Genomic DNA, 16,498 nt, shown 5'->3' on the forward strand with positions numbered 1-16,498 from the left:
AACTTTTTGTCTTGTATCTTCACGTGATGGCATGGTTTTTATGCCATCACGTGAGATACAAGACGACCCTAAAGCTTTGAACCCAGGATATAAATAAATATATATTATTTTATTTAAATTTATCTCTTTGGCTTTCTATAAGCATTTTCTCAAGTTCATCAGGGCTATATTTATTAAACGATTGATTTATATTATGAAATCTAGTTTTAACAGTCGGAATAGCCTTATTAGATGTACTATTAGCTTTAACTAACTTGTTATTCAATGTCTTTTTAAAATAGTTGTATGCTTTAGCCTTTATTTTTTCTTCATTGTCTTGTTCTAATGTAATTAATATAGACTCTTGCAACGCCTTTTTGTAATTAACATCTTTAAAATCATATGTACAAAAATCTTTCATAAAATCACTTAATGTTTTTTGTGTAAATAATTTTTTGTTAGGAACATAAAAATCTATAATTTCGTTAGTTATTACTATTTCATTAGTTACTGCTGTTTCAGTAAGTTCAGGTTTTTTTATACATTCTTTAGCATCTACTTTTTCACCAAAGTATTTACGTGTTTCATTATCTTTTACTAAAAATACTATTTCATTTACTTTTCTATTTTTTCTTATTTCTTCTTTTATTTCAACTTTCATATTTCCTTTTTCATTTATCTCTTTCAAAGCTCTTTTTAAAAGCTTTTGTTTAAATACTTTATACTCAGTATACATATCTGATTCAAGCTTTAAATAATATCTTAGATTTTCTAAAGTATATTTAACCTCTACTGTTTTATTTTCTCTGCTCCATAGCCTAAAGAAAGTATATAATCTTTGCGTATATGCACCTTTAAATCTAAATAATAATTCTAAATTTAAAGGTGTGTAGCCATTACCAATTTGCTGCATTTGTAGAAAGTCTGTTATATGTTTATATAATATTTCATGCAAATTTATTTCGTATATATCACCATCATGAATATATTTAGATTCACCTATCAATCCACTTTTGTATGTTATTAATCCTTTTGTATCTTTATCTATATAATCAAACTCCAATATTGTTTGATGAAGAGTTATAAGCATATCATTTATATTTTTTTGGGTTAAGTCATTATTATTTTTAAATACATCTTTAAAATCATCCCTAGTTAACATACAAGTGTATTTAGAACTATCTTTATTTTGCTTTTGTGCATTGAATAATATTTTGTAAAACAACTTATTTTCAAGTGCTGTGCATGTGTATTTTCCTTTTATTATATTATTTGGTTGCATTAAAATTTCCTTTTTAATCATATTGTACCCCTTTTGTAATTTGTAATAAGTAAATTGTAGCATATGAAATATAAAAGGTATAATTTTTTTCATTTTTGTACACCTTTCACTCTTAACTTGTGTACCTTTAACTTATGTATCTAAGTATTTCCAATGTATTCATAACTCCTAAAAACTATTAAAAACTGTTAAAAGATTTTTTCTTCTTTTTAATAAACTACAATAAAGTTAAATACTTCAAAAGTAGAGTATATAACTTAATAATTTCAATAAAAAATACATAAAGGACTTACTTTTTATAATTATACTCCATGTGCCACCACGATGGATTACAACTGCTATAATATATAATGAATTGTGTTACAAACATGAAAGGAGATTAATCCATGAAAGATAATATTTTATTAAAAGATAAATTAACTAGTGAAGAAAAAATTAAATATATATTAGACTTACAAGATAGAGGATTTTCTAGAAAGCAGATTAGAGAAGACATGGGCTATAAAAAAACAGGTAGCCTTACAGACCTAATGAAAAGATATGGTTATGTTGTAGTTAATGAAAAATTTATAAAAGGTGGTGAACGCCACCCACATGACACCCACAATATAGTTGTTGGATCTATTAGTGATGCAATATTGCCACATGACACAGATATGCAAGAAAAATTATTTAATATGGTTAATAAATATGATAAGTTTATTGAAGTTTTAGATTGGTATGGGAGAAGTTCAAAGAACTTGGTAATGATAAGTATAAACATATTTCAAATGCAAAGCTAATTTCACAAGCAGTACACGAATTTGTAGAGAAATACAAGTAAGGATTAAGTGAATGATTAAAAGTCTTATAGCAATTTAACTACTAATTATTAAACGGTTTGCATTTCAAATTCATTTATAACGTAATTTAGCTAAATATTTTTCTATATTAAGCTTAGATTATTTGGTAAAATTAGGTAAACCAATAAATCAACTAGGGGGTGAACATATGAACATTTCAAATATAAGTAGTAATAGCTTATTTTTAGGAAGTTACAACATTAGCTCTTTAAAAAAGATACAAATCAATAATTCTACTAACAAAGAAAATACAGACATATCATTAAAAGAATTAAAAGCTATTAATAAGGGTAAGCACTTAGCTCGAGAAAGCTTAGATGCTACATACAATTCAAGTATAAATAAAAAACTTCAAGAATCTTTAGAACATAAATTATCACAGCTTAATGAAATGAAAAGTATGATTGAAAATAAAGATGAAAAAAATGATGTAGTAGATGATTCAATAAAAAATACTAAAGTTAACACTTATGTCAAGAACACAGAAGAAATTAAGGATAAAAAAGAAACTTTACTTAGTGAAGATGAACAGATCAGTCTTCAAGATATAAAAAAGAAAATATCTGAAACTGATAGTGAATTAAAGCAAATTAAAATTTTAGGTAAACAGCTAAGTAAACAGTCTGAAATGATTGATGATAGAATATCTGTGTTTAAAAAGATGTATGGTAATGACATTTTTAAAATGGCAGAGAAAGAAGCAGTTTTAAAACAAGTCTATGATACTCGCAACAATCCATTGATTAAAGAGTTAAAGAGTACTTTTGATGAAATTATAGAGCTGGAAACACAATTAAAAGATAAATTAAATAAAGAGCAACCAGAAGATAAAAAAGAAATATAATTATATGATTTTAAAATTTAATAAATAAAAAATACTCTTAGAATTCAAATAAATTCTAAGAGTATTTTTTATAAAATTCCAAGACTATTTTTTGATATCTTTTCCAACAGGAATAGTAACATTATTTATAGGTGTCTCAAATGATGGCGGAGTAATATTTATTTTGCCATCATGATTAGGTCCAGGAGTAGATAAGTCAAAATATAATTTTGAATCTTCTGTAACTCCAAAGTCTTTATTTGAACCTGTGTCCTTCACTTTGTTTAACGCATCTCTAAACAAAGCATTATGTGCTTCTTCTCTATTAAGTAAGAAGTCTATAGTTTCTTTAACATGTTTATCTTCAATTTGTCTATATAAATATTCGTATACAACTTTTGCTCTTTGTTCTGATGCTATATTAGACAATAAATCTGCAACTAAATCACCCGTTACAGTTACATAATCTGCAGTCCATGGTGCACCTGATGAATTTATTAAAATAGGTGATAATCCAGTTAATACATGTGTCTCTATCTCTCCTGATTCAACAGAATTATAATCTACATCATGTCCGTTAAGTAAATTTATAGTTTGAGCCACCATCTCCATATGACTAAGTTCTTCTGCTGCTATATCCATAAATAAATCTTTTATAACAGGATCTTTTATTCTAAAACTTTGAGCCATATATTGCATTGCTGCTTTAAGTTCCCCATTACCACCACCTAATTGTTCTTGCATTAAAACCGCATATTGAGGATTTGGTTTTTCTACTTTAACTTCTCTTAATAACTTTTTATCATGTTTAAACATTTTAATATGTACCTCCATTTAAATTATTAGTCAAGAATATACTTTACTTTAAATTTAAATTTTATGTATTCATATTTCAAATGCAAAGTCAATTTAACAGGCAGTACATGAATTTTTATGTGTATTTCTATTACCTGGTATATCAAAGATTATTACTATAAAGAAATCAAGTCTACCCTCTCTTTATTTAAAGAATACATGTTTTATAAAAACAAATATTAAAAAAAGACTAAATATAATATAGACTATTGTTTGAATTGTTTTGATTGTTTTATTACCATCCTCTTTTATATCATATTTATTTAATTGTTTACCAAAATAAGTTACTGTAAGACAATTTGATAGTATGATTACTACAATTAAATAAAACATATACCTTTTCTTTCATGTCTATATCTTTCATGATATCTAATCCCTCCAATGATAAAAATTCTCCAAATTTAAAATTAATTGTAAATGATTTATGCATGAATGGATATTTTGAATGTTTGAATAGTAGATATATGGTTGCATAATCAGAAAAAAAACCCCATTTTAAATCTTAATTTTTACAATATCTCCATTTTTTTCTTCTATATCTACTAAATTTAGCCCCTTATGTTCTTTATTTAGGTATTTTAAAGCCTTTATAATTACATCTACATCACTTGACCCAAATACATGATTTACTTTGATATTTTTAAATTCTTTATTATAATCTATCTTTATAAATGGCTTAGATACTCGTAGTAAAGTAATTACAACACCTATAGGTATTCTTAGATTTATATTAACTTTCTCTTTTTTGCTTTTGATGGTTATTCTCATATCAAATATCCCTATTGTATCTCTACTATAACTTTGTCATTTCCATCTTCTACCTCTACGATTCTTCCAACAAATCCATTATCTATTGCATCCATCAATTTTTCTATATCTATATTGTGTTTTTCAAACTCATTACTGTACATACTTCCTATTCCACCCATTATTTTTATAAATTCTAATGGTATATTAACCTTAACTTTACTTCCATCTTTACTTTTTACTCTTACAAATAACATTTTTCCTTTCTGAGCATCATTTTTTATATCAAAGAAATCATCATCTTCAATTATTTCAGCTTTATCAGTGTCATACTTTTCACTAGGATCTAATACATCTAATAAATTTATAGCCTCTTCTGCAGTTATTTTTCCTTCTTCAACCATCTTTAAAATTCTCTTTTTATCTTCCATATTAATAGCTCCTTTATATTTTTATAATTTTTTTAAAAGATTAACAGCCTCTTCAGAGCTTATTTCCTTATTTTCTAACATCTCCATTATTCTTTCTTTTTCTTTTGTTGTATCTTTCTTAATTGCTAAACCTAGCTCGTTATTAATCTCATCAAGCTTACCTCTTACAGTTGGATAAGATATACCCAATTGTTTTTCAACATCTTTTATATTTCCTCTACAAACTAAAAACACTTCTACAAAGTTTAACTGCTCTTTTGATAATTTATCAAATTTTGAAATAGAAAATTCATTTTCTATAATTGTGTTGCAATGATTACATTTTAATTTCATAATCTTCATCTCTTTTGTACAAACCGGACATTTAGTTATAACTTTATGCACTTTATCACTTCCTTTAATATTAGTATATTAATTTTTATCCAAAATGTCATTAGTTTTTTTAATTTATTTAATATTACTATTGAATATTTAAATTTTTATTCATTTATATATTAATAATATCAATTTTACAATTAATATTATTAATATATATTATTATGGATATTTAATAAATACTATTCTCTAAAACACATTTAAAAATATATAGTGAAAATGCCCTTAAAATCCATTTTTTTAGATTATAAGGGCATAAACTTTATTTTAAATACATAACTATCATCTAAGCTGCAATTTTGAGACTTATTGTTTAAATACAGGTAATTATAATTCAATTAAAAATTGATTACATAATTTTCCATCGTCCTCTATAGTCTTAAATGGTATTCCATTGTTAGCTCTTATAACTTTTTCAGAACGTATATTACTAGATTCACAATTTAATATAGCTTTATCAATACCCATTTGTTTTGCAAGAGGTAAAGCTAGTTCTAATATTTTAGTACCATACCCCTTACCTCTATACTTTTGAGCAATATCGTATCCGATATGACCGTCAATTGGGTCACCTTTATGCCTAATTCTGATTACTCCTAAGACTTTGTTACTTTCATTTACTAACCAAAAAGTAGAGTATGGAACATAACCTTCAGGTAAATCAATTCCTTTTGCATAATTATTTAATTTTTCTATATATTGTTCAAAGTTGTCTAATGCTTTTTTATAATTATTAAAATACTCTGTATCACCACTAGTTTTATAGTCATTTATATTCTCTAAAAAGCTTTCTTTATAGAAAATGCTTGGTGATTTTAATTCTATATTTTCCAACATATCTCCACCCCTTTTAAAAATATTTTATTTGATTTAATGATGTCATTTGGTTTGGAAAATTTCAACTAGTATTTAACCGCCATCCCTAATATAATTGTTGAATCTATTAGGGTATCTATTACAAGTGTTAAAAATACTAATTTTTATCTAATTAGCCCCTAAGTAGCAATCTTAGCTCTTTCACTCAATTAAATAAATTTATCCACGCTCATTTTAAAATGAAAAACTTTTAAGTTCTAGTCCCTTAACAACTCCACTTGACCAACTATCATTAACCTTTTCTTCTTTCTCATTCATACTATCTGATTTTTTATTTTTGTTAAACTTTTTAGAATTAATTTTTTTCATTTGAGATTTTTCTTTCAAATTTTTATCTTTATATTCTTCAAACTTTAAAATTCCAAAATTTTTAACCATAGCTTGCTCTGTAATAATCCAAGTTGTCCCGATTTTTTTTATATCTTCATCAATAACAAACTTACCACGAGCCACCTTTTTTCTCAAACAAGAAGTATCTATTCCATATATTTCTTCTATATCTAAAAACGTATATAATCCTTTAAAACTCCCAATTGCCATAACATTACCTCCTTAAACCTTCTATGCTTTATATATTCTACAAAACAAAACGAATCCATTTTTATTTTCACGCAAGCGTGACAAATTAAGGATTAATCATAAACAATGATGTCACGTTTACGGGACATTACTTGCGTATTTATTAGTTTATCAATGTCTTGTTTGCGTGACATTTACATATTACATAATTAACAAGTTGTGCTTAAAGTTTTTAAATTTTGATAAATCGTGATTCTTAGAATAAACTGCTATTATCATTAAGGCAATAACTGATAATAGAGAGCATATCAATATCGAGATACAAGTTAAAAATGAGTGCAGATTCAAATTACAGATATATGTATGAAAAAAGACACCTTGAATTATCTAAGATGTCTTTGACTATGCCCTAAAGAGAAATTTAAAAACCAGTGTAAAACCTAATTAGTAATGTCTTCGTTTTTTTCTTTATCTACTGAACTATCTCCCTTTTTAGTAAGTGAAAGCATTGAGATTGTGATAATTATACATAATGCACCTATCCATTGTATCAAACTGAAAGTTACATTTAAGAAAACTATTGAAAGAATAGATGCTGACAATGGTTCTATACAAGTAAATACACTAGCCTCATATGGTTCAATATATTTTAGACTTTCTAAATAACAATAAAATGCAATTAAAGTTCCAAATAATACTACAAAAATAATAGCCAAGAATGACTCAAATGACCAACTTCCTACACAATTAAATGGAGACTGTACAAAACTAAAAGCAATTCCACCAATAAGCATACCCCATCCGACTACACATAGTGATCCATACTTTTTTAATAATGAAGAAGGTTGTAATGTATATATAGCGCATGCAAAAGCAGATAATACTCCCCAAAAAATAGCCGGTTTTGATATTGCTAAACTGTTTAAATTTCCCTTTGTAATAATTAAAAAAGTTCCTAAGATTGCCATAAACACGCAAGCTACTTGTTTTAATGTTGGAAGTTTTTTATTATAAAAAGCTAAATATATTGTAATAATCACTGGTGATAAATATTGAAGTATTGTTGCAGTTGCAGCATTTCCATGATGTATCGCCGCGAAGTAAGAATATTGAACCCCCAACATTCCCAGTATAGAAAATATTAAAATTTTAATAATATTTTCTTTTTTGCTCCATATCTCAAATACACTCTTATCACCTTTAATCAAAGAAAAAGTTAAAATAATTGCTCCAGAAAATATCATTCTTATAACAACAAGCCACTCTGGTGCAAAGTTTTTGCTTTGAAATAAATATTGAGCTACGACTCCAGAAATTCCCCAAAGTAATGTTCCAAGCATTACTAGAAATATCCCTTTTACCCTTAAAGAATCTTTCATAAAATTTATTTCCTTTCTGTACAAAATTTATATTTATAAATATTAAAAAAATTTTAATTATCTATATATTTGATAGTATAATTATATTGACATTAAAGTTATATTTATACAATAATATAATCAATAAATATAACTATATTGACTTAACTCAATTTAAACCCCAGTTTTTAATAAAGGAGAATACTATGCAAATTCATAATATAATTATTGATGAAAACCAAAAAGAAACAACTAAACATGGCTCTGTGGAGTTTCCTATTGCTATCTATTCAACTCAGATTAATAAAAATATATTAGGTTTTATTGATTGGCATTGGCATGAAGAACTTCAGTTTTGTATTGTTACAAAAGGAACTGTAAGTTTTAATATTGAAGAGGAGACAGTAATTTTATCGCAAGGAGAAGGTCTATTTATCAATTCACAACAACTACATAATGCAAAAAACTATAAAGATATTGATAGTTCTTATATTTGTTTTGACTTTCACCCAAACCTAATCTACGGTTTTGTAGGAAATGTAATAAATATAAAATATATTCGCCCCTATGTAGGCAATTCTATGATTAGATATTGTATTTTGAAAAATGACAGTGAGTGGAAATCTGATATCTTAAAAGATCTTTTGCTAATTCATAAGGAATATACTGAAAAAAATGTTGGATTTGAATTACAAATACTTGTTTCGATTTTAGGTATATGGAATAATATGGTTAAGAACTACCTAGCATCATTTTATAATGATAAACTTATTCATAATACCTCTCGACTAAAGAAAATTATTAATTATATACATAATCATTATATGGAAAAGATTAATTTAAAAGATATATCAGATGAAGTTAACCTCTCAAAGAGTGCATGTTGTAGAGAATTTAAAAAATATATGAATTGTTCTATTTTTGAATATATTACTAATTATAGATTAGTCATTAGTGAAAATTTATTAATTACAACAAATGAGTCTATTACTAATATAGCTTATCAATGTGGTTTTGGAAGTGCTAGTTACTTTATTGAAAAATTCAAATTACAAACTGGAGTTTCACCTTTTATTTATCGAAAGGAAAAACAAGCAATTAGTGATAATGTATTATAGTTAATATTTTAGTTTTATTTTTTTTTTGCTAGACCATTGCATTGGCTTACTTCTAACTCCATTTATATCTCACCCACTTTTTAAAATTAAATATGTTAAAAAATCCAATAACACCAAGTACAGATCCTCAAATAATAAAAAGACAAGAAAAAAAATTTTATGAAGCATTTTTAAAAAATTTAGAAGAAATATAAAATTATAATGAACATCTAAAACCTAACATCTCATCATAACACTTTCTAGGAATTTTAACTGTTTTATTGCTAACCATTTTAACTTCATTTAGAGTTTATGGTGAAACATTAACTAAATGGAAAGAGTTTTGTAATAAATATAGAAAAGGCAAATTTAATTTTATTAAGTTTGCCCTTTTTTTGTTTATATATATTACAAGTGTTGAAAACACTACTTTTCTTATAACTAATCCATAAATAGCAATTTTAGGACTTGTTAAAATATTTATTTAAACAATTTGATATAATAGAATTAATACTTTTATGAAAGGGGGGAAAATAAATGTTAAATATATTAATAGGTCTTTGGTTTATAGATAGAGGGAATAGACTAAAGAAAACTAAAAATCTAAAAAGATACACACTTGACTGTCCTGAAAGAATAAAAGATAAGGATGGATATATAGATTTATTTTCTAAATCATATTTTTTAACCGGTATAATTTCAATTATTTTAGGGTTAATTATGACATTAGATAAATTTATTATTGAAGTACCATTAGAGATAGCAATATTGTTAGTAAGTCTATTCATTATATTCATTCTTGCAGAGGTAATTATAATAAAGAAAAAAAGGTACAAATTTATTCAATAAGATTGAGACATAAAAATACTCTAAAAACACATTTAAAGGTATCTAGTAAAAATGCTCTTATGATCCAAGTAAATGGATTTTAAGAGCATTACTTTTATTTAAACAGTTTGAATTTTAAATTCATTTATAACGTAATTTAACTAAATATTTTTCTATATTAAGTTTAGATTGTTTGGTAAAATTAGGTAAACTAATAAATCAACTAGGGGGGTAACATATGAACATTTCAAATATAGGCAGTAGTAGCCTACGATTACGAAGTTACAACAGTAGCTCTTTAATAAAAATACAAATCAATACTTCTACTAGCAAAGAAAATACAGACATATCATTAAAAGAATTAAAAGCTATTAATAATGCTAAGCACTTAGCTCGAGAAGACTTAGATGCTACATATAATTCACATATAAATAAAAAACTTGAAGAATCTTTAGAACATAAATTATCACAGCTTAATGAAATGAAAAGTGGGATTGAGGATAAAGATGAAAAAAATGATGTAGTAGATGATTCAGTAAAAAATACTAAAGTTAACAGTTATGTCAAGAACACAGGAGAAATTAAAGATAAAAAAGAAACTTTACTTAGTGAAGATGAACAGATTAGTCTTCAAGATATAAATAAGAAAATATCTGAAACTAATAGTGGGTTAAAGGAAATTAGAATTTTAGGTAAAGAGTTGAGTAAACAGTCTGAAATGATTGATGATAGAATATCTACGTTTAAAAAAATGTATGGTAATGACATTTTTAAAATGGCAGAGAAAGAAGCAGTTTTAAAACAAGTCTATGATGCTCGCAACAATCCATTGATTAAAGAGTTAAAGAGTACTTTTGATGAGATTATAGAGTTGGAAAAACAATTAAAAGATAAATTAAATAAAGAGCAATCAGAAGATAAAAAAGAAATATAATTATATGATTTGAAAATTTTCAAACTATATAAAAACTCTATATAAAGATTTCTTATCTTCTTAGGGTTCTTGTTAAAAACTAGGAATTCAGTTTGCCTACCATGATCCTAGCTTTTTTTATTATCTGATTATTATAGATGAATTGTAGCAAAAAAGTATTTTTTACCATTTAATATCTATATTATATAAATTGATTATCTATTTTTTAGATTTCTTTGATTTCTTTTTATACTTTTCTTCATAAGCCATCAGAGCTTGTTCATTAAGTGTAACTTCGCTAAACATTTTACTAATTATATCTTCTAAAACTTCTGATACTGTCCTGTTATTTTCAGCTTTGTGCTTAGGTTTATTTATTAAATCTAATACACTTATATTGAATGAATTTTTGTGCAATTTTAAGACACTAACCCATTTTGTATATAATCAAATATAATTCTAGAAGCATCTTTAATTAGCTTATTGTCATAATCAGCATCTTTTTCATCTTTCTTTGATAATACCGCAACCACTATAGGTTTTCTATTTGGTGGTGTTACTATAGCAATATCATTTCTTGTTCCATAAGATCCTGCTCCACTCTTATCGGCAACAGCCCAATTTTTTGGAGCGCCTGCACGAATTAATTCATCTCCAGTTTCATTGTTTGACATCCAATCTATAAATATCTTTTGCTTATCTTGTGTTAATACTTTTTTAGTTGCATACTCTTTTAAGTCCATTACTAATTGTTTTGGTGTACTAGTATCTCTAATATCACCAGGTGTAGCTTCGTTTAATTCTGTTTCTTTACGTGAAGAATCAGTGACTGTATCACCTAATTTATTAAGAGCTGTTTTAAAACCATTGGGACCATCTATAAGCTCAAATAAAAGATTACCTGCTGTATTATCACTTTGACCTACTGCTGCCTCACAAATTTCCTCAATAGTCATACCTGTATCAAGCTTATCTTTAGCAACAGGAGCGTAAGATAATACATCTTCTTTAGTAAAGTTAACTACTTGCTTAAGGTCTTCTATTGAATATTTATCTAACACTGCGCCTGCAGCTAAAGCTTTATATGTAGAACAATATGCAAATCTTTCATCTGAATTATATGAGATTTCTTTATTTGTTTCCGTATCAAAAGCATAAACACCAAGTTTAACACCATAATCATCTTCAAGTTTAGCAAATTCTGCACTATATTCTTTATCAATCTTTTTATTTGTGTCCTCTTTTGAAGACTTATTTTCTAAATTACTACATCCAGTAAGAAAAAATAAAACCATTAGTACAAGTATACTCACATTAAATTTCTTTGATTTTATATTTATAAGTTTTTTCATCAAAACCTCCTAGTTATTAATACATTTATCGCTGTTAACTCTAATTAGACATCTAACATATATGCCTTTCCATCATAATATATCATCCATATCAAAATTATTGACTATATATGAATATGTATGATAACATTAATTCATAATAACAATATAAAAAATCTCTTATGAGAGTTCTCTCTTATCAAGAGTGTTATAGCAAAAGCTAGGAGTAAGTCGCCAAACTTATAGACTCCTAGCTTTTTTATATTTAATTTTCGATTTCTTTATCCAAATTTTAACATATTCAACTATATTAGTATATATCATTTAATCATTTCCTAGTTTGCTATATTTCTCATTTTTACTATTGACTTTACTCTACAAGGGGTAGAGTTAGTAAAATGCTAATTTTACTAGAATTAATAAGTGTTCCAATAAATTAATTTATAAAACTGCCATAAAATTGCCATACTACTATAGATAAATTTGAAAATTTACTATGATATAATATTATAAAAAAGAAAAGGAGTGAGTTTTTATCAGTAGACACTTAATATATATAGCAGATGATGATAAAAATATTTGTAACATACTAAAATCACAGTTACAAAGTGAAAATTATAAAACAGAAGAATTTTTAAATGGTCAAGATTTATTAAATAGATTTAAAGAAAAACCTTGTGAATTAATTATAACGGATATAATGATGCCTAATATGAGTGGATATGAATTATGTAGAGCAATAAGAGATATTAGTAATGTTCCAATAATTATGATTTCAGCTAAAGATGAAGAAATAGATAAAATATTAGGGTTAGAACTTGGAAGTGATGATTATATATCTAAACCTTTTAGCCTTAGAGAAGTAACTATAAAGGCTAGAAATATGTTACGTAGAGCAAATAATCATTCTTTTAATACAGATAATACAGATGAAAAATTAATATTAAAAGATCTAGAAATAATTAAATCAAGAAGAGCTATATTAATACATGGACAAGAATTAAAAGTAACAACTAAGGAGTATGAGCTATTAGAACTACTTATAGAAAATAAGAATAAACCATTTTCTAGAGAATCAATTATAGAAAAAGTGTGGGGATATGATTACTATGGTGACACTAGACAAGTAGATCACTTAATTAAAAGGTTAAGAAAGAAAATGCTACTTGAAGGTTCTGAATGTAAGATAGAGACTCTATGGGGATATGGATATAAGGTGAGTGATTAAAACATGAAAATAAGTAAAAAACTAATGATATCCAATATACTTATTAATATAATTGCAATGAGTATATTAGGATTAATAATATCAAATACTGTTGGGAGATACATAGAAAAAGATATAGAGGATGACTTGATGGTAGAAAATTCTCTTCTTATAAAGATGCTATTTTCTACTGGATTTGCAGAAGACATAACTAAATCAGGTAAAAATTATGGTCTAACAAAATATTTATCTGATACCCTAAAGAGCTATAATGAAATATCTACAGAATATATGAGTAGTGTTATTTTTGATACTAAGTATAAATCAAAGCCTCTAGCCGTAGAGCTAAAAGATAGTAAAGATGATTTAACAGAAAATGAGATAACTACTATTGTTAAAGAAGATATAAAAAGTGTATATACGATAGTAATTGATAATAAACCATATCTGGCATACAACGGATATACTGAGATTAAAATTGATGGCATCAAATATGAGTTATTGCTAACAACCCTATTCCCAGATAAATTAGGTGAAAGCATAAAATCTGATATTATTAAGACATTAATTATAACTATATCAATAATAAGTTTAATACTAATAATTGTAACTAGCTATAATGAAAAAATGATAACAAAACCTATAAAAAAGCTTATTTATACAACAGAGCGAATAGGAGAAAAAGACTTTGATCAAATAATAAATCTAAATACCAAAGATGAATTTGAAATTTTAGCTAATGCTATTAATAAAATGTCTTATAGTTTAAAGAATCAAGATATAGAACAAAAGAAATTTTATCAAAACATATCCCATGAATTAAAAACGCCATTAACTATAATAAGTGGATATGCTCAGGGTGTTAAGAACAATGTTTTTGAGAATCAAGACAAGATACTAGATACCATAGTTAATGAGTGTAATAATTTCAAAAAACAATTAGAGAATATAATATACTTAAGCAAATTAGATACTATAAATGAAACATATAATTTTAAGGATAATAGTTTAAATAACTTAATTATAGACTCTTTAGAAAAGGTAGACAGTATAATAATACTTAATGAAATTAATATTATATATAATCCAAGTGAAGATATTATTATAAAAGTAGATAAAGAAAAAATATTAAGAGCTTTAACTAATATATTATCGAATTGTCTAAAGTACACCAAAGATACTATTTATGTAAATACCAAAAAGCTAGATAATGAAGTTGAAATACAAATATATGATAATGGAAATGGCTTTAGTGAAGAGTTACTTGAAAAACCATTTAGCGGAGTTGTTGTAGGAACTAAAGAAGGAAATGGTATTGGTTTATCTATTATAAAAAAAGTAATTGATACACATAACGGTAGTATTAGATTAGAGAATGAAAAGGACTATGGTGCAAAATATATTATTAAACTTCCAATCTAAATACAGATAACTGCCATAATTTTGCCATAATTAATACATTAAAAGTACAAAAGCATTTTATATAATTAAAGTATGTTAGCAAGAGCTAATAAATAAACTTTAGAGGTAATTTATAATGAAAAGGAAGATATTAAGTTTAGGACTAGCAGGGATAGTTGGAATATTAGGTAGCATAAATGTATTTGCAGATAATGCAGAAACAAGCAAGAAAGAATACAAAGTAAAAATGGAAAAAAGCAACGTAGAAGATAAGGTAGATGGAAAAACCCAAGAGGAATGGCTTGAGTTTAAACTAGATAATTGGAAACCAGAACCAGGTACGGAAGAATACAAAGCAAAAGAAGATTACAAAGCAAAAATGGGAAAAAGTAACTTAGGGGATAAAACAGGTGGAAAAACTCAAGAGGAATGGGCTGAATGGAAAATAAATAATTGTAAATAAATTTTCAGCTTTTGTGCGATTGTATGAAACTAATATTAACATGGAGTATAGTATTCTTTGTAATTAATATTGTTTTATTGATATTAATTATAAGAATAATAGATATATCAATAAATATTATAAAAAAATATTTAAGTGATTAAATATAATTGAATGAGCATTTTAGAATTATAATTTTTCACCTTTAATAAGGTACTTGAATTTGTATAGCAAGAGACACTAGATAAGATCTATTTTAGATATTATCTAGTGTTTCTTTTGAGTGTGTTTTTAAATCAGAGCGTCTTATTACTGAACGTACCAACAGTTACAATGTATCTATTGGTACATATCGAAGGGAAACTAAATGGCCTAAGTCCTAACAGCTAATTCTTAGACGTAAATCCTTAAGTAGAGCCATTAAAGAATAAAGAAAGAGAACCACATATTTATAAAGAGCCACTTCAGGAAACTTTTATTTAAGTCCCTTTATTAGCTTTGATACCCAACTTTTTGATAGTCGTAATTGGTTAACTATTTCAACTTGTTTATATCCTTTTAAATAAATATCTTTTACCTTGCTTTCATTTTCTATTTTCTTCTGATCTTTCTTATTTTTTCATTGATCCTATCGTACTTTTCATCAATCCCAATGACTCAAACTTTACTTTTTAATACTTAAAATAACTATACTCATAATTAATATCAACATTTTTATGATTATAGTTATTTCGCATTTTTTAACATTCATATAAATCATTCTAATATATTTATTAAAGTTCGTTGAATAATAAAACTTAGTCTTTCTAATTAAAAAAGATATTATGAAATTTTCATAATATCCTCTTTGTTATTTTATAAAGTTTTAATTTTATTGCTCTAAAAACATCTTTATATCATCTTCAACATTTGTTATTCCACCAATACCAAAGTTTTCAACTAAAACATTAGCTACATTTGGTGATAAGAATGCTGGTAGAGTTGGTCCTAAGTGTATGTTTTTAACTCCTAAGTGTAGAAGTGATAATAACACTATTACAGCTTTTTGCTCATACCAAGCTATGTTATAAGCTATTGGTAGTTCATTTATATCATTAAGTTCAAATACTTCTTTTAATTTAAGTGCTATTAAAGCTAGTGAGTATGAGTCATTACATTGACCTGCATCTAGTACTCTAGGTATTCCACCTAT

The 16,498-nt window shown here is 25.8% G+C and carries 18 protein-coding genes and 1 pseudogene; 8 read left to right on the forward strand and 11 right to left on the reverse strand.

The window, feature by feature from the left end:
* Nucleotides 1-109 precede the first annotated feature (109 nt).
* Complete coding sequence (locus QOZ84_RS12055; protein ID WP_284133213.1) at nucleotides 110-1,282, reverse strand: replication initiation protein; 1,173 nt, start codon at nucleotides 1,280-1,282, stop codon at nucleotides 110-112.
* A gap of 365 nt (nucleotides 1,283-1,647) precedes the next feature.
* Between QOZ84_RS12055 and QOZ84_RS12060 the strand changes: the two genes are divergently transcribed.
* Together QOZ84_RS12060 and QOZ84_RS12065 are read left to right on the forward strand one after the other, a co-directional pair.
* Nucleotides 1,648-2,043, forward strand: a complete 396-nt coding sequence (locus QOZ84_RS12060; protein ID WP_284133214.1) for a hypothetical protein — start codon at nucleotides 1,648-1,650, stop codon at nucleotides 2,041-2,043.
* 208 nt (nucleotides 2,044-2,251) lie between these two features.
* On the forward strand, nucleotides 2,252-2,947 hold the full coding sequence (locus QOZ84_RS12065; protein ID WP_284133215.1) for a hypothetical protein: 696 nt from the start codon (nucleotides 2,252-2,254) through the stop codon (nucleotides 2,945-2,947).
* 84 nt (nucleotides 2,948-3,031) lie between these two features.
* Here QOZ84_RS12065 and QOZ84_RS12070 read toward each other — a convergent pair whose 3' ends face one another.
* From QOZ84_RS12070 to QOZ84_RS12100, 7 genes are all read right to left on the reverse strand, one after another.
* Complete coding sequence (locus QOZ84_RS12070) at nucleotides 3,032-3,742, reverse strand: manganese catalase family protein (RefSeq protein ID WP_284133216.1); 711 nt, start codon at nucleotides 3,740-3,742, stop codon at nucleotides 3,032-3,034.
* Nucleotides 3,743-4,276: 534 nt separating this feature from the next.
* On the reverse strand, nucleotides 4,277-4,549 hold the full coding sequence (locus tag QOZ84_RS12075) for a hypothetical protein (protein ID WP_284133217.1): 273 nt from the start codon (nucleotides 4,547-4,549) through the stop codon (nucleotides 4,277-4,279).
* An 11-nt stretch (nucleotides 4,550-4,560) separates the two neighbouring features.
* Nucleotides 4,561-4,959 carry an SHOCT-like domain-containing protein gene (locus tag QOZ84_RS12080; RefSeq protein ID WP_284133218.1) on the reverse strand — a complete coding sequence of 133 codons (399 nt, stop codon included), beginning with the start codon at nucleotides 4,957-4,959 and terminating at the stop codon, nucleotides 4,561-4,563.
* Between the two features lie 21 nt (nucleotides 4,960-4,980).
* A complete protein-coding gene (locus QOZ84_RS12085; protein ID WP_284133219.1) occupies nucleotides 4,981-5,343 on the reverse strand; it encodes a DUF2089 domain-containing protein in 363 nt (120 codons plus the stop codon).
* A gap of 318 nt (nucleotides 5,344-5,661) precedes the next feature.
* A complete protein-coding gene (locus tag QOZ84_RS12090; protein ID WP_284133220.1) occupies nucleotides 5,662-6,168 on the reverse strand; it encodes a GNAT family N-acetyltransferase in 507 nt (168 codons plus the stop codon).
* A 216-nt stretch (nucleotides 6,169-6,384) separates the two neighbouring features.
* A complete protein-coding gene (locus QOZ84_RS12095) occupies nucleotides 6,385-6,750 on the reverse strand; it encodes a hypothetical protein (RefSeq protein ID WP_284133221.1) in 366 nt (121 codons plus the stop codon).
* A gap of 419 nt (nucleotides 6,751-7,169) precedes the next feature.
* Nucleotides 7,170-8,108: a DMT family transporter gene (locus QOZ84_RS12100; protein WP_284133222.1), complete on the reverse strand. Its 939-nt coding sequence runs from the start codon at nucleotides 8,106-8,108 to the stop codon at nucleotides 7,170-7,172.
* A gap of 185 nt (nucleotides 8,109-8,293) precedes the next feature.
* On the opposite strand from QOZ84_RS12100, the gene QOZ84_RS12105 reads away from it, so the two are divergent.
* The 3 genes from QOZ84_RS12105 to QOZ84_RS12115 all read left to right on the forward strand — a co-directional run bounded on the left by QOZ84_RS12105 (nucleotide 8,294) and on the right by QOZ84_RS12115 (nucleotide 10,946).
* Entirely contained in the window at nucleotides 8,294-9,205 is a 912-nt protein-coding gene (locus QOZ84_RS12105) for an AraC family transcriptional regulator (RefSeq protein WP_284133223.1), read from the forward strand.
* A 516-nt stretch (nucleotides 9,206-9,721) separates the two neighbouring features.
* Nucleotides 9,722-10,033: a hypothetical protein gene (locus tag QOZ84_RS12110; protein ID WP_284133224.1), complete on the forward strand. Its 312-nt coding sequence runs from the start codon at nucleotides 9,722-9,724 to the stop codon at nucleotides 10,031-10,033.
* A gap of 217 nt (nucleotides 10,034-10,250) precedes the next feature.
* The gene (locus tag QOZ84_RS12115) at nucleotides 10,251-10,946 is read left to right on the forward strand and encodes a hypothetical protein (RefSeq protein ID WP_284133225.1); all 696 of its coding nucleotides are present in this window, start codon (nucleotides 10,251-10,253) and stop codon (nucleotides 10,944-10,946) included.
* Nucleotides 10,947-11,144: 198 nt separating this feature from the next.
* Here QOZ84_RS12115 and QOZ84_RS12120 read toward each other — a convergent pair whose 3' ends face one another.
* Nucleotides 11,145-11,342, reverse strand: a complete 198-nt coding sequence (locus QOZ84_RS12120; protein ID WP_284133226.1) for a hypothetical protein — start codon at nucleotides 11,340-11,342, stop codon at nucleotides 11,145-11,147.
* Nucleotides 11,343-11,344: 2 nt separating this feature from the next.
* The gene (gene bla / locus QOZ84_RS12125) at nucleotides 11,345-12,277 is read right to left on the reverse strand and encodes a class A beta-lactamase (RefSeq protein WP_284133227.1); all 933 of its coding nucleotides are present in this window, start codon (nucleotides 12,275-12,277) and stop codon (nucleotides 11,345-11,347) included.
* A gap of 535 nt (nucleotides 12,278-12,812) precedes the next feature.
* Between bla and QOZ84_RS12130 the strand changes: the two genes are divergently transcribed.
* The 3 genes from QOZ84_RS12130 (at nucleotide 12,813) to QOZ84_RS12140 (ending at nucleotide 15,327) form a co-directional block, all read left to right on the forward strand.
* Nucleotides 12,813-13,484 (forward strand): response regulator transcription factor, encoded by a 672-nt coding sequence (locus tag QOZ84_RS12130; protein WP_284133232.1) that lies wholly within the window; start codon nucleotides 12,813-12,815, stop codon nucleotides 13,482-13,484.
* A 3-nt stretch (nucleotides 13,485-13,487) separates the two neighbouring features.
* Nucleotides 13,488-14,885 (forward strand): HAMP domain-containing sensor histidine kinase, encoded by a 1,398-nt coding sequence (locus QOZ84_RS12135; RefSeq protein ID WP_284133228.1) that lies wholly within the window; start codon nucleotides 13,488-13,490, stop codon nucleotides 14,883-14,885.
* A 115-nt stretch (nucleotides 14,886-15,000) separates the two neighbouring features.
* Nucleotides 15,001-15,327, forward strand: coding sequence for a hypothetical protein (locus tag QOZ84_RS12140; protein WP_284133229.1), 327 nt, complete (start codon nucleotides 15,001-15,003; stop codon nucleotides 15,325-15,327).
* A gap of 850 nt (nucleotides 15,328-16,177) precedes the next feature.
* Here QOZ84_RS12140 and QOZ84_RS12145 read toward each other — a convergent pair.
* A pseudogene (locus tag QOZ84_RS12145) lies at nucleotides 16,178-16,498 on the reverse strand (hydroxylamine reductase); the annotation flags it as partial.

Source organism: Romboutsia sedimentorum (assembly GCF_030131845.1).
In the GTDB taxonomy this organism is placed as follows: Bacteria; Bacillota; Clostridia; order Peptostreptococcales; family Peptostreptococcaceae; genus Romboutsia_D; species Romboutsia_D sedimentorum.

Bases quoted from the DNA above. Each gene is read 5' to 3' on its own strand.
- QOZ84_RS12070 (WP_284133216.1), bottom strand. From the start codon at position 3,742: ATGTTTAAACATGATAAAAAGTTATTAAGAGAAGTTAAAGTAGAAAAA.
- QOZ84_RS12140 (WP_284133229.1), top strand. From the start codon at position 15,001: ATGAAAAGGAAGATATTAAGTTTAGGACTAGCAGGGATAGTTGGAATA.
- QOZ84_RS12060 (WP_284133214.1), top strand. From the start codon at position 1,648: ATGAAAGATAATATTTTATTAAAAGATAAATTAACTAGTGAAGAAAAA.
- QOZ84_RS12075 (WP_284133217.1), bottom strand. From the start codon at position 4,549: ATGAGAATAACCATCAAAAGCAAAAAAGAGAAAGTTAATATAAATCTA.
- QOZ84_RS12100 (WP_284133222.1), bottom strand. From the start codon at position 8,108: ATGAAAGATTCTTTAAGGGTAAAAGGGATATTTCTAGTAATGCTTGGA.
- bla (WP_284133227.1), bottom strand. From the start codon at position 12,277: ATGAAAAAACTTATAAATATAAAATCAAAGAAATTTAATGTGAGTATA.
- QOZ84_RS12110 (WP_284133224.1), top strand. From the start codon at position 9,722: ATGTTAAATATATTAATAGGTCTTTGGTTTATAGATAGAGGGAATAGA.
- QOZ84_RS12080 (WP_284133218.1), bottom strand. From the start codon at position 4,959: ATGGAAGATAAAAAGAGAATTTTAAAGATGGTTGAAGAAGGAAAAATA.
- QOZ84_RS12115 (WP_284133225.1), top strand. From the start codon at position 10,251: ATGAACATTTCAAATATAGGCAGTAGTAGCCTACGATTACGAAGTTAC.
- QOZ84_RS12095 (WP_284133221.1), bottom strand. From the start codon at position 6,750: ATGGCAATTGGGAGTTTTAAAGGATTATATACGTTTTTAGATATAGAA.
- QOZ84_RS12135 (WP_284133228.1), top strand. From the start codon at position 13,488: ATGAAAATAAGTAAAAAACTAATGATATCCAATATACTTATTAATATA.
- QOZ84_RS12105 (WP_284133223.1), top strand. From the start codon at position 8,294: ATGCAAATTCATAATATAATTATTGATGAAAACCAAAAAGAAACAACT.
- QOZ84_RS12055 (WP_284133213.1), bottom strand. From the start codon at position 1,282: ATGATTAAAAAGGAAATTTTAATGCAACCAAATAATATAATAAAAGGA.
- QOZ84_RS12065 (WP_284133215.1), top strand. From the start codon at position 2,252: ATGAACATTTCAAATATAAGTAGTAATAGCTTATTTTTAGGAAGTTAC.